A 13,191-nucleotide genomic window follows, 5' to 3' on the forward strand; every position below is an offset into this window, starting at 1 on the left:
TTGGTGTCACGGTATGTTCGTATCCTTGTGCAAGCGCCAGTTGCGGCGGCCTGCGCCGGTGGGCATGGGAATTCAGCAGTGTGGCGCTTGCCTGGGTGGCAGTTTGCAAGTAATATTCGCGCTCTGTTGGACAGGGTCGATTGTGCCCCGTCTTTCTTATTGATTCAAATATGCGGTGCCTGGCATACGGAACATTCTTCGGAACAGCCGTAATCGTGACCAGGTGGCGGCATAACCTGACGAGGTTCGCCATGAAAGAAGGTATCCACCCTAAGTACGACAACATCACCGCTACCTGTTCTTGCGGTAATGTGATCCATACCCGTTCTACCGTTGGTAAGGATCTGCAGTTAGACGTGTGTTCACAGTGCCACCCGTTCTATACCGGCAAGCAGAAAGTTATGGATGCCGGCGGCCGTATTGACCGTTTCCAGAAGCGTTTTGGCAGCCGTATTGTTGGCAAGAAAGAAGATTAATGCCAGCGAATTGCAAAAAAGCGCCTTCGGGCGCTTTTTTTTGTTCTAAAAAATGACAGAGCTCGCTTGTGTGGCCGAACATACGCAATAAGACGTATTGACGATTTAACGGATGGTGGGATTGCCCTTGTCGTTTTCTACGGCGCGGGCCATAATGCTGCCCCGCTATAAGTATATTTGTAACTGAGTATGGCGGCTTTACACCCTTAAACGTGACAAACGGAATAGTGGCAATGTCTCAAGATCTGAAAGAAGCAGCCCTTGAATATCACGCCAAGCCGCGGCCTGGCAAGCTGAGTGTAGAAATCAGCAAGCCCACAAAAACAGCCCGCGATCTTGCACTGGCCTACAGTCCCGGGGTTGCCGAACCGGTTCGCGAAATCGCTCGTGACCCCGAAAACGCCTACAAATACACCATGAAAGGCAATCTGGTGGCGGTTATTACGGACGGCACCGCGATTTTGGGCCTGGGTAATCTTGGCCCATTGGCCAGCAAGCCGGTAATGGAAGGTAAAGGCCTTCTTTTCAAGCGCTTTGCCGGTATTGATGTATTTGATATTGAAGTCAATTCTGAAAGCCCTCAGGCTTTTATTGAAACTGTTGAGCGCATTGCCGATACCTTTGGCGGCATTAACCTTGAAGACATCAAAGCGCCTGAGTGTTTTGAAATCGAGCGCGCGTTGATTGAAAAGTGCAGCATACCTGTATTCCACGACGACCAGCACGGTACCGCCATTGTAACGGCCGCCGGCATGCTCAACGCGTTAGAACTTCAGGGCAAGAAAATCGAAGAAGCCACCATTGTGTGTCTGGGTGCCGGCGCTGCCGCCATTGCCTGCATGAAGTTGTTGATCAGCTGTGGTGTGCGTTCCGAGAATATCTTTATGCTGGACCGCAAGGGTGTGATCCACTCTGGCCGCGACGATCTGAACCAGTACAAGGCAATGTTCGCCAACGACACTGACAAGCGTACTCTGGACGATGCCATCGACGGCGCCGATGTGTTTGTGGGTTTGTCGGGCCCGGACTTGCTGAGCGGTGAACAGCTCAAGAAAATGGCACCTAACCCGGTTGTGTTCGCCTGTTCAAATCCGGATCCGGAAATTGACCCGGCGATTGCTAACGCAGTGCGCGATGACCTGATCATGGCCACGGGCCGCTCAGATTACCCTAACCAGGTGAACAACGTGCTGGGCTTCCCCTTCATTTTCCGTGGCGCTCTGGATGTTCGTGCCACCGTGATTAACGAAGAGATGAAGATTGCTGCGGTAAACGCGATCCGCGAACTGGCCAAAGAGCCGGTGCCTCAGGAAATCTGCGAAGCCTACGGCGCTGACAGCTTCGAATTTGGTAGAAACTACATCATTCCAAAGCCGATGGACGTGCGTTTGCTGGAAGTAGTTCCAGCGGCTGTTGCTCGTGCGGCGGTTGACAGCGGTGTAGCTCGTAACCCGTACCCGGCGCATTACCCGCTTAAATCCATGGACGATATTATTTAATCGACCAAACGGTTAGTGAATAGAAAACCGGCGGTGCCTGTTAAATGCAGGCTCCGCCGGTTTTTTTGTGGGCGCTCGGTTCGCTATTTTGATTGGCGGCAATTAGGCCAATCGCAACCCGTTGCCTAGAACAGCTGCCGCGAAATATCGTCGGTGTCGCCCGTTCCCAATCCGCCGCGTTCTTCTGCGCTGATGGCCTCGGGTTCGTCCTCTTCACGGAACAGCTCAAATAGGCCTTCTTCGCCGGGGCGGGCGCGCCTGCCGGTTTCTGCATTAATGCGCACATTCACAATGCCATTGGGGCGCGGCATATTCGCAGAGGGCGTCTGGTCCAGAGCGACTTTCATGTAGTCGATCCAGATGGGTAGGGCGGTGCTGGCGCCAAATTCGTTCCGGCCCAAGGGTGCTGGCTGGTCAAAGCCCACCCAGGCAATAACCGCCTGCTGATAGTTGAAGCCGGCAAACCAGGTGTCTATCTGTTCGTTGGTGGTGCCGGTTTTGCCGGCAAGATCGTCCCTGTTCAGGGCGCTGGCACGGCGGCCGGTGCCCAGTTTGATTACATCGCGCATCATAGAATGCAAAATGTACACTGAGCGCTCGTCGGCCAGTCTTGGCATCAGTCGGGCCGGCGCTTGTACGACGCTTCCCAAAGGCTCGTCGCTCAGTTCGGTTACGATGAAGTCGTCGTTTGTGTCACCGCTGTTGTCCGTGTCCTGCAAGCCAATTTCTTCTATTTCGACGGCGTTACCGCAGTTGCTGTCGCAAAGAATCACGTCGGGTGCTTTGTAGACGACGGTGCCGCGCGCGTCTTCAATTCGGCGGATCAGGAAAGGCTCTACGTCATAACCACCATTAGCAATAACGGCCATGCCTCGTGCCAGTTCCATCGGCGAAAGCAAGCCACTGCCCAGTGCCAGCGATAAATTAGCGGGCATGTCTGCAGTGGGCACTTTTAACTTTTCGAGGTAAGCCAGCATTGGTTGAATGCCCAGGTCGCGTAGCAAGCGAACAGACACCAGGTTGCGTGAGCGGTAGAGGGCTTCGCGTAGGCGTGTGGGGCCGTAGAACTGGCCGGATGAATTTTGCGGGCGCCAGGCTGTTTCTTGGCCGTTCTCTTCCAGTACGATGGGCGAGTCGTTAATCAGCGTCGCCGGGGTAAATCCAGATTCCAGAGCGTTCAGGTAGAGAAACGGCTTAAACGTGGAGCCGGGTTGACGCTTTGCTTGGATGGCTCGGTTGTATTTGCTTTGCCCGAAGCTATAGCCGCCGCTCAGCGCTTCAATGGCACCGGTTTCTGCGGTTAAGGCTATTAGTGCGCCTTCAACTCGCGGCACCTGATATAGCGCTACGTTTTGCACGACGTCAGTGAGGGGTTGTTTTTGGCCGTCGTCGGTGGGTCGGGGGGCGGCTTTATTCAGCGCCTTCACATAAATCACATCGCCAGGGCTGAGTACGTCTGACGGTTTTTTTGGCGCTGGGCCGGTCAGGTTTTCAGTGCGGTAACGCTGAGCCCACGTCATGGTGTTTAACGTCATGGTCACGGGGCCAAGAAAACGGGCGTGCAGCGCGGCCGTGCCGTTATTATCGTCAATTTTCAACACCACGGCAGGAATCAGCGGCCCGGTTTTAGGGTAAGGGCGCAGGGCTGTGGCGAGCTCGTTGGCGTCCAACGATTGGGTGTCAATGGTCCCTACCGCACCGCGAAACCCGTGACGGCGATCATAGGCTTCCAGCCCCTGGCGCAGGGCGTCAGTGGCAGTTTGCTGTTTTACGCTGTCAACGGTCAGGGTCACCGAGTAACCATCGGTGTAGGCGTTATCGCCAAAGCGCCGAACCATCTCAGAGCGGGCCATTTCGGCGACGTAACCGGCGTCTACTTCGGTTTCGGTGGCGTTGTAGGTGGCTGTCAATTCGGCATTAACGGCTTGTTCATAGTCGTCCTGAGAAATCATCTCAAGCTCTTTCATGCGCCCCAATATCCAGTTTCGCCTTGCTAGAGCGCCGCTTGGATTTGCCAGGGGATTAAACGCTGACGGTGCCTTTGGCAGGCCGGCGAGCATAGCCATCTGGGCCAGCGTTAATTCGCTCACGGGTTTGTTGTAGTAAACCTGGCTGGCGGCAGCAATACCGTAGGCGCGGTTGCCTAAATAGATCTTGTTGAGGTACAGCTCAAGTATCGTGTTTTTGTCTAGCTCACGTTCAATTTGTAGGGCCAGTAAAATCTCGTTGAATTTACGAATGAACGTGCGATCCCGCGACAAAAAGTAGTTTTTTGCCACCTGCATGGTGATAGTGCTGCCTCCGGACTGTATGTGGCCGGTAGAGGCCAGTTCCAGTGCGGCTCGCGCCAGGCCTCTTATGTCCACGCCGAAGTGCTCATAAAAACGGGCGTCCTCTGCAGCAAGAAATGCCTGCAGTTGGAGCTCGGGAACTTGCTTGATTGTGACGGGTGTCCTTCTCTTTTCGCCAAATTCTGCTATTAATTTGCCGTCCTGACTGAATATCCGCAGCGGTGTTTGAAGCTTTATATCAAACAACTGCTCGGCGGCGGGCAGGCCCGGCCGAAGATACAAATAGAAGCCGGAACCGAGGACGAGGGCAACACTCAGTCCGGTTAGAAAAAGCCAGATGAAAAGGCGAGAAGTACGCATCAAATAGGACATTTTTTTCTGACAACAGTTGGATATAGGTCTATGATTTGAACCATTGCATGAGGAAGGGAGACTACTTCGCTGATACAAAAGCCCTGCGTTAAGAAGAATAGGGATTGTAATCGGAAAACAGAAGAATTTCTCTTAAATAAAAAACATACAAAGTACATAACCGGCTGCAATTAACCAGTTATAGGGTGAGCGCGTGTTTGGATCTTTCGGGAAGAAATCCAGTGCTGTGCTGGGCTTGGACATAAGCTCAAGCTCGGTCAAGCTTTTGGAATTGTCAAAACAGGGCGACCGCTTTCGGGTTGAAAGTTATGCCGTCGAACCTTTACCTGCAAATGCTGTGGTGGAAAAAAACATCACGGATGTTGAAGCCGTAGGTGACGTGATCAAGCGTGTGGTATCGAAATCCCGCTCCGGCGTCAAGCAAGTGGCCGTTGCCGTGTCCGGTTCCGCGGTGATCACCAAGGTGATCCAGATGGATGGCGGCATCAACGAATTCGAAATGGAAGACCAGATTGCCCTGGAGGCAGACCAATACATTCCTTATCCGCTGGATGAAGTCGCGATTGATTTCGAAGTACAGGGCCCCTCTGAATCGAACCCGGACAAGGTTGATGTGTTGATTGCGGCTTGCCGCAAAGATAACGTTGATGTGCGCCAAGACGCACTGGATATTGCCGGCCTGACCACCAAGGTGGTTGACGTAGAGGCTTATGCCCTCGAGCGTGCCTATCAACTGATTGAATCGCAATTGAACTCCCACGGCGACGATCTGGTTGTGGCGATCATGGATGTGGGCGCTACCATGGCCACGTTGAGCGTGATTGCCGAAGGCAAAACTGTGTATACCCGCGAACAGGTCTTTGGTGGCAAACAATTAACCGAAGAAATCCAGCGTCGCTACGGTTTGTCGCTGGAGGAAGCCGGCCTGGCCAAAAAGCAGGGTGGTTTGCCCGATGACTATGAGGCTGAAGTGCTGAACCCGTTCCGCGAGGCCGTGGTGCAGCAGGTCGCTCGGGCGATGCAGTTCTTTTTTGGCGCCAGCCAGTACAACGCGGTGGATTATGTGGTTTTGGCCGGCGGCACCTCGGCAATTCCCGGGCTTGTTGACATGGTAGAGGAAAAAACAGGCACGCCCACGCTGGTAGCCAATCCGTTCGCGGATATGGCTGTTAGCTCGCGGGTTAATGCGTCGGCGTTGAGTAACGATGCTCCCTCGTTGATGATCGCGTGTGGTCTGGCAATGAGGAGCTTCGACTGATGGCAAGAATCAATCTTCGGCCCTGGCGTGAAGAGCTGCGGGCAGAAAAACAGAAACAGTTTGTGGTGATGCTGCTGGGCGCTGCCATTATTGCTAGCGGCTTGGTGTTTTTGTGGAAAAACAACGTAGACAGCCGCATTGCCTATCAACAATCCCGCAATGCTTATATTCAAACAGCGGCCAGTAAGCTGGATGAGCAGATCAAAGAAATTGAAAGCCTGAAGCGTAAGCGCAACGAGCTGCTGGCACGAATGAAAGTCATTCAGGACTTGCAAGGCAAGCGTCCGGTTATTGTGCGAGTATTCGACGAGCTGGTGCGCACTGTGCCAGATGGCCTGTATTTCAGCGATTTGAAGAAGGTCGGTGATCGCCTGGACTTGGTGGGTATGGCAGAGTCTAACAGTCGGATTTCATCGCTGATGCGGCAGTTTGAAGACTCCGACTGGTTTACCAATCCCAATCTGTCCAACGTGTCGACTGCTGATGCCCGCCGTGCAGGTTACAGCCAGTTCAATCTGTCCGTCAGTCAGCAAACCCCTGGCGTTGAAGGGGAGGAGAAACAATGAGCCTTGCGGACTCGCTGAAAAGCCTGAACGAATTCGATATCAATGATCTGGACATAAACAACGCCGGTATCTGGCCGGCACCGGTCAAAGCCATTGTGCTACTGCTGGTGTTTGGTCTGATTATGGGTGGCGGGTACTGGTTCTTTATAAAAGACCAGTTTGCGCAACTGGACGGGGTAAAAAGTACAGAGCTGGAACTGCGCAAGAATTATGAGAGTAAGGCTTATCAGGTGGCTAACCTCAGCGTGTTCAAAGCGCAGATGGTAGAAATGGAAGAAACCTTCGGTGCGTTGGTGCGTCAATTGCCGAGTGAAACCGAAGTACCAGGCCTGTTGGAAGACATTACCAATACCGCGCTCGGTAGTGGTCTGGCTCTGCAGGAAGTGAAACTGCAGCCGGAGCAGAAACGGGATTTCTATTCCGAACTGCCTATTAATATCAGGGTTTCGGGCTCTTACCATGAACTGGCAGCGTTTGTTAGCAGCGTGGCGAGCTTGCCGCGTATCGTGACTCTGCATGATTTGACGATTAAACCCATCGGAGCGGACAGCGATCAGCTGGACATGCAGGTTGTTGCCCGTACCTATCGCTACCGGGCCGGAGAATGAGCATGACGGTAAACCATGCCGGAAAAGCCTGTCTGGGCCTGTGCCTGGTATTGTCGCTGACAGCCTGCTCGCAGAGCAGCGGCTTTTCCGATCTCGACGTGTTTATGGAAGAGACCCGCGCAAAACCCCGGGGTTTTGTCGAACCATTGCCGGAGTTCAGCGCTTACGAGGCGTTTAGCTATTCGGCATCAGATCAGCGCTCGCCGTTTGAGCCGCCCATCGACGTGCAGCTGACGATGATCAGCGAGCAGGAACAGCAAGCGATGAGTGACGTAAAACCGGATCTGGACCGGCCGCGAGAAGTGCTGGAAAACTTCGATCTGAAAGAACTGGGTATGGTGGGCACCCTGCGTAACAGCGCAGGCACGCTGTTTGCTTTGTTAAAAGACAGCAGTGGCGGCATTCACCGTATTAACAGCGGCAATTTTGTCGGTAAAAACTACGGTCGAATTGTGGGTGTTGGCGAGACCCGCGTCGAACTGATGGAAATCGTGCCCGATGGCCGTGGGGGATGGGTAGAACGCCCGCGCCAACTGTCGCTGGACGAAGGTGATAGCGATGGAGCGGCACAATAATGAATAACAGCAACATGAATGCACAAAAATGCTTGAAGCCGAGGCTAGCGATGTTCAAAAAACTCAACGTAATTGTCTGTGCGGTAACCGTTGGGTTGTTGTCCAGCCTGGCCAGCGCTGCCACTTTGCAGGATGTGTCGTTTTCATCTTTACCTGGGGATCGGCTGGAAGTGACTTTGCAGTTTGACGGTCCACCGCCTGAACCTACGGGTTACACCATTGAGCGCCCCGCTCGTATTGCGGTAGACCTGAAAGACACCACCAGTGCCCTGGGTGCCCGCAGCTTGCCGTTGGGCAGCGGGAATGCGCAAAGCATGACCGTTGTTGAAACCAACGACCGTACCCGCCTTATTTTCAACCTGATTGAGCTGGTTCCTTACACCACTCAGCGCAATAATAACGCGTTGGTGATGATTATTGGCGGCGATTCCGCAGATTTAGCCAGTGGCGTTTCGGGATCTGACGGTGCCAGCCCTGTTGCTTCGGCAGCGGACGCGGCGCCGGCGTTGGTAGACGTCGATTTTCGTCGCGGTGCACAAGGCGAAGGCCGTGTGGTTGTGCGGCTGGCCAGTGCGACGACTCAGGTTGACCTGAGCGAACTGGGCGGAAAAATCAGACTGACCATGCCGGATCTGACTGTGCCCGAGCGCCTGCGTCGCCGTTTAGACGTGACAGATTTTGCCACGCCGGTACAACGGATCGACACCTTTATTGAGGGTGGCGGTGCGGTTATAGAAATTCGTCCGGAAGGCGACTATGACTACATTGCGTACCAGTCTGGCAGCGAATTTACCGTGAGCGTTGAACGGCTCAGCGAGGAAGAAGCAGTAACCCGCCGTGAAGAGAAGTTCCCATATTCCGGCGACAAGCTCTCGCTAAACTTTCAGGACATTGAAGTTCGCTCGGTGCTTCAGCTGATTGCTGACTTTACCGGTTTGAATCTGGTGGCCAGCGATACCGTTGGTGGAAGCATCACGCTGCGCTTGCAGAATGTGCCTTGGGATCAGGCGCTGGATCTCATTTTGAAAACCAAAGGCTTGGATAAGCGCCAGATTGGCAATGTATTACTGGTAGCGCCCGCCGATGAAATCGCCGCTCGTGAACGGCTGGAACTGGAAACAACCAAGCAGATCGCCGAGCTTGCCCCAGTGCGTTTGGACATCATTCAGGTCAATTACGCAAAAGCGGCCGAAGTAGTAGCGTTGGTGCAGGCCGACCAAGAGCTGATTTCAAGCCGCGGTTTCATTTCCTCAGACGACCGAACCAACACCATCAGCGTGCGCGAAACCATTGAAAAACTGGACGAGATCCGTCGCCTGGTGTCCACCTGGGACGTCCCCGTGCGTCAGGTTTCCATTGAAGCCCGGATTGTGCGCGCACAAACCAACGTGGCCGAGAGCCTGGGTGTGAGCTGGGGCGGAGCAGCTTACAGCGTGAGCGGCAACAACGTAATTTCCGTAGGTGGCTCACAATCTGCAGTTGAGGAGGCACGCAACGCTGCGACCGGCGGATCTGGAACGATTACTTTCCCTGGGGCGTTAGCGGTAGATCTGGGCGTTAGCGGCGACGGGGCCTCTTCTTTTGCGATTGGTTTTGGCAGCGATGACTTCCTGGTAGACCTTGAACTGTCTGCGTTGGAAAGTGATGGTAAAGCGGAAATCGTGTCTCAGCCCAGAGTTGTTACAGCGGACCGCCAGACGGCGTCTATCAAATCGGGTCAGGAAATCCCGTATCAGGAAGCCAGCAGCAGCGGCGCCACCAGCACTTCCTTTAAAGAAGCGGTGTTGTCATTGGAGGTAACGCCGCAGATTACACCGGATGACAAAATCATCATGGACCTTGAGGTGACTCAGGACTCCCGTGGCGAAGACACCCCCAGCGGTCCGGCCATCAACACCAACTCGGTGACAACTCAGGTACTGGTCGCCAACGGTGAAACCATTGTTTTGGGCGGTATTTTCGAATCGACCAACACCGAAACCACCACCAAGACACCGTTCTTGGGCGATATTCCCTACCTGGGCAGGTTGTTCAAGCGCACTCAGACTACCGAGCTGCGTAGCGAACTGCTGATTTTCATCACCCCGAAAATCATCAAAAACGACCTGGTTCGTTAAGTTATCCGCAACAAAAAAACCGCCGCCTAAAAACGGCGGTTTTTTTGTGCCTTTGCAACCCCGGCAGAACCGGACATTCATTATAGAATGACGGCCCCTATGCTATTCTGACCGGCTTGAACCTTATTGAGCGGACGTTATGTTGTTGCCCAAGCGAGTTATTCTGGTGGGTCCCATGGGGGCCGGTAAAAGTACCATCGGCCGTATGCTAGCGCGTGAGCTGGGCTACCGCTTTTTGGATACCGACCGAATTATTGAAGAGCGCTGCGGTGCCAATATTCCCTGGATTTTCGATGTAGAGGGTGAAGACGGGTTCCGTCAGCGCGAAACCGCCATGCTGAGCGAGCTGTCTACCGAGGCAGGTATCATTCTTGCGACCGGTGGAGGCGCGGTTATGCGCGACGTAAATCATGAACTGCTGCGCCGTAATTCGGTGATTGTTTATTTGCGCACGTCGGTTGAGCACCAGGTAGAACGCACCCGTAAAGACCGAAATCGTCCGCTGTTGCAAACAGCGGATCCGGAGGCGGTGTTACGCCACCTTTTTGCGATCCGTGATCCTATTTACACCGAATTGGCCACCTTCATCATGTACACGGATCGTAAGAGCCCGCGTTTGGTGGTGCGCCAACTGGTTAATCTGCTGAACCCAAAAACACCCCGTCACATACGCCAGATTCGAAAGGAAGGTCGTCATCATGCCTAAATTACTCCGTGAACTTGAGGTAGACCTGGGCGAACGCAGCTATCCGATACTGATTGGCCAGCAGCTGTTGGGGCAATATGACTTGACGCCTTATGTTGGCGGTTCTCAGGTTATGATTGTGTCTAACCACACCGTGGCGCCGCTTTATCTGGAGCAGGCAAAAGCCTGTTTTGAAGGCAAGCAGGTAGATTCGGTGATTTTGCCGGATGGCGAAAAACACAAAGACTGGCAAACCCTGAACCTGATTTTTGATGCCCTTCTGCAGCACAGGCACAATCGCACGACCACCCTGGTAGCTCTGGGCGGAGGCGTAGTGGGGGACATGACCGGGTTTGCGGCGGCAAGCTACCAGCGCGGCGTAGCGTTCATCCAGGTTCCAACAACGCTGCTGTCGCAGGTGGATTCCTCCGTTGGTGGCAAAACCGGCATCAATCACCCCTTGGGTAAAAACATGATAGGGGCCTTTCATCAGCCCCAAGTCGTGCTGATTGACACCGATACCCTGGTGACGCTGCCAGACCGGGAAGTGTGTGCCGGGATGGCGGAAGTCATCAAATACGGTCTGATTCGCGATCTGCCTTTTCTGCACTGGCTGGATCAGAATCTTGAATCTTTGCTTGAAAAGGATCCGCTGCATGTGGCGGAGGCCATCTACCGTTCTTGCGTCTGCAAAGCGGAAGTGGTGGCCATTGATGAACGCGAAGGCGGCCTGAGGGCAATACTCAATCTTGGCCACACCTTCGGCCACGCTATCGAGACGTTCGCCGGCTATGGCAATTGGTTACACGGAGAAGCCGTTGGCACCGGCATGTTGATGGCAGCGGATCTTTCCGCCCGCGAAGGTTTTATCAGTGCTGCCGAATGTCAGCAGATTTACAACCTGATCAGCCGTGCCGGATTGCCGCCGCTGGCGCCTGTAGCCATGCGCCCGGACGACTTCATAGAGCGGATGGCAGTGGATAAAAAGAACGTAGATGGGCAGCTCAGGCTGGTTCTGCTGCAGGCGGTGGGCGAAGCGGTTGTGACCGCCAAAACTGCGCGCAAAAACCTTGAAGCAACCCTGAACGCTTTTTGCCAGCGTTGAACCCAGAGCCCGAGACGATATCGCCATGGTCAACGACGACAATCTGAACAGTCAGGAAGCCGGGGGTCTTTTCCCCCGCCTACAGGAGCGCTTTGGTCTGCGGGCAGACCCTTCCGCGATGGAAGCTCCGTTTTTTACCGGCGCCCAGCGCCAATCTGCCCTTGAATCCTTGCGCCAGATGAGTGGTTTCGGCGATATGGCGGTGTTGGTCAGTGCCCCATCCGGGTTAGGCAAAACCCGGCTGCTGGCAGAACTGGTGCGCAGCGAATCGTCGCGGCTGGAGTTTCATCGCCTGGGTAGTGCCGCATTGGGTAGCCCTCAGGCACTGGTGCGGGATTTGTCTATAGTGGCCCGCGGCCTGGATTTAGAGGCCGGTCCAAAGGCTGCCTTGTCGCAGTTTTTTAAGTGGTCTGAGCAGCGCGCCGGCAAAGGCCAGCGCATGGTACTGCTGATCGATAACGCTGAGCAGGCGCCGGCAGAAGTGCTGAATCTTTTGCTGAATGGTTTTTTGGGCGCCAATCGTAGTTTGGCCGCTTTACCGGTGTTCGCCGGCACGGAAGCGCTGCATGGCTTGATGGAGCTTGCACAACAGGCTTCCGGAAACGTGCACCAGATAACACTGGCACCCCTAAGCCGAGATGAACTGGCGGAATATCTGCAGCCTAGGGTGAAGCTTGCTGGCGGTAATGCCGGTGAGCTGTTAAGCCCGGATCGCTTAAAACAGATTTATACCCGCAGTTTGGGTAACTTTTGCGCGATTCAACGTATAACGCCTACGGTATGGCTGAATATGGCGGGCCGTGTGGCTCCTGAGCGGCACCGTGCCAAGATGCCCTGGCGTACGTTGGTATGGCCGTTACTGGCGCTCGTTTTGCTGGTTGCTTCCTGGTGGTTTGTTTCCCGCCAGTACGACACGGTGAAAAGCGAAGAAGACGCCAACGCTGAGGCACACACGACAGAGCGCGTGCGCAAGAGCATAACCATTGGCCCGGAGGCAGCACCAGAGCAACGCACGGCAGCGCAGCCAACGCCGTCAATGGGTTCGGGCGCACCAGAGCCGGTCATTCCTGTGGATGACTCAAAGCCCAAATTAGAGCGAGAGTCGATGATACAGCCCGAATCCGTCGCGCAGCCAACATCGCGCTCAGGCAGCCAGCTTGCGACAGGCGAAGGCCCCATTGCAGGCACTGACCCCACTGGAAAACAGGTCATTGATAATCCAGAGCCCGAGCCCGAGCCCGAGCCCGAGCCCGAGCCGGCAACGGTAGCTAAAGCTCAACCTGTACCCTCGCCGCGAACCACAGTGGAGGCAGTGCCTGCTCAAGCTGCGTTTACGCCGGCCATGCCGGATCGCTTCGTGCCCTTGCCGCAACGCCGCAGCAGTGGCGGCTGGACCATTCAGCTGGTTGGCGGCAACTTGGAGCAAACCGCATTGAATGTTCTGCGTCGTTATCCGCAAGTAGATGCGATGGTGTATACCCGCGGTGAGCGTAGCGGCAAACAGTGGTTTATGGTGTTTCAGGGCAATTATCCCACTCAGAATGCCGCACAGCAGGCGGCACAAACTCTTCCCCCCGATCTGGTTTCGGGTGTGCCCTGGGTGCGTGAGAACCGGAGTTTGTAGTCCCGAATGGCCAAA

The 13,191-nt window shown here is 54.6% G+C and carries 11 protein-coding genes; 10 read left to right on the forward strand and 1 reads right to left on the reverse strand.

Annotation, left to right across the window (positions count from 1 at the left end):
• The first annotated feature begins 251 nt into the window (after nucleotides 1–251).
• Nucleotides 252–476 (forward strand): 50S ribosomal protein L31, encoded by a 225-nt coding sequence (rpmE, locus tag MIH19_RS03935; protein ID WP_249007646.1) that lies wholly within the window; start codon nucleotides 252–254, stop codon nucleotides 474–476.
• Between the two features lie 233 nt (nucleotides 477–709).
• Nucleotides 710–1,975: a malic enzyme-like NAD(P)-binding protein gene (locus MIH19_RS03940; RefSeq protein ID WP_249007647.1), complete on the forward strand. Its 1,266-nt coding sequence runs from the start codon at nucleotides 710–712 to the stop codon at nucleotides 1,973–1,975.
• 125 nt (nucleotides 1,976–2,100) lie between these two features.
• Here MIH19_RS03940 and MIH19_RS03945 read toward each other — a convergent pair whose 3' ends face one another.
• Nucleotides 2,101–4,626 carry a penicillin-binding protein 1A gene (locus tag MIH19_RS03945; protein ID WP_249007648.1) on the reverse strand — a complete coding sequence of 842 codons (2,526 nt, stop codon included), beginning with the start codon at nucleotides 4,624–4,626 and terminating at the stop codon, nucleotides 2,101–2,103.
• A gap of 205 nt (nucleotides 4,627–4,831) precedes the next feature.
• Between MIH19_RS03945 and MIH19_RS03950 the strand changes: the two genes are divergently transcribed.
• From MIH19_RS03950 to MIH19_RS03985, 8 genes are all read left to right on the forward strand, one after another.
• Nucleotides 4,832–5,896, forward strand: a complete 1,065-nt coding sequence (locus MIH19_RS03950) for a pilus assembly protein PilM (protein WP_249007649.1) — start codon at nucleotides 4,832–4,834, stop codon at nucleotides 5,894–5,896.
• Nucleotides 5,896–6,462 carry a PilN domain-containing protein gene (locus tag MIH19_RS03955; RefSeq protein ID WP_249007650.1) on the forward strand — a complete coding sequence of 189 codons (567 nt, stop codon included), beginning with the start codon at nucleotides 5,896–5,898 and terminating at the stop codon, nucleotides 6,460–6,462. The genes MIH19_RS03950 and MIH19_RS03955 overlap by 1 nt, the downstream gene beginning before the upstream one ends.
• Nucleotides 6,459–7,070 carry a type 4a pilus biogenesis protein PilO gene (gene pilO, locus MIH19_RS03960; protein ID WP_249007651.1) on the forward strand — a complete coding sequence of 204 codons (612 nt, stop codon included), beginning with the start codon at nucleotides 6,459–6,461 and terminating at the stop codon, nucleotides 7,068–7,070. The genes MIH19_RS03955 and pilO overlap by 4 nt, the downstream gene beginning before the upstream one ends.
• Before the next feature lie 2 nt (nucleotides 7,071–7,072).
• The gene (locus tag MIH19_RS03965) at nucleotides 7,073–7,645 is read left to right on the forward strand and encodes a pilus assembly protein PilP (RefSeq protein WP_249007652.1); all 573 of its coding nucleotides are present in this window, start codon (nucleotides 7,073–7,075) and stop codon (nucleotides 7,643–7,645) included.
• Nucleotides 7,645–9,762: a type IV pilus secretin PilQ gene (pilQ, locus tag MIH19_RS03970; protein WP_249007653.1), complete on the forward strand. Its 2,118-nt coding sequence runs from the start codon at nucleotides 7,645–7,647 to the stop codon at nucleotides 9,760–9,762. Before MIH19_RS03965 ends, pilQ begins: the two co-directional genes overlap by 1 nt.
• Before the next feature lie 139 nt (nucleotides 9,763–9,901).
• Nucleotides 9,902–10,468, forward strand: coding sequence for a shikimate kinase AroK (aroK, locus tag MIH19_RS03975; RefSeq protein ID WP_249007654.1), 567 nt, complete (start codon nucleotides 9,902–9,904; stop codon nucleotides 10,466–10,468).
• The gene (gene aroB, locus MIH19_RS03980) at nucleotides 10,461–11,552 is read left to right on the forward strand and encodes a 3-dehydroquinate synthase (RefSeq protein ID WP_249007655.1); all 1,092 of its coding nucleotides are present in this window, start codon (nucleotides 10,461–10,463) and stop codon (nucleotides 11,550–11,552) included. The genes aroK and aroB overlap by 8 nt, the downstream gene beginning before the upstream one ends.
• Nucleotides 11,553–11,577: 25 nt before the next feature.
• Nucleotides 11,578–13,176 (forward strand): AAA family ATPase, encoded by a 1,599-nt coding sequence (locus tag MIH19_RS03985; protein ID WP_249007656.1) that lies wholly within the window; start codon nucleotides 11,578–11,580, stop codon nucleotides 13,174–13,176.
• Nucleotides 13,177–13,191: the final 15 nt, after the last annotated feature.

Origin of the sequence: Marinobacter sp. M1C (assembly GCF_023314135.1) — a bacterium.
Classification (GTDB): Bacteria; Pseudomonadota; Gammaproteobacteria; order Pseudomonadales; family Oleiphilaceae; genus Marinobacter.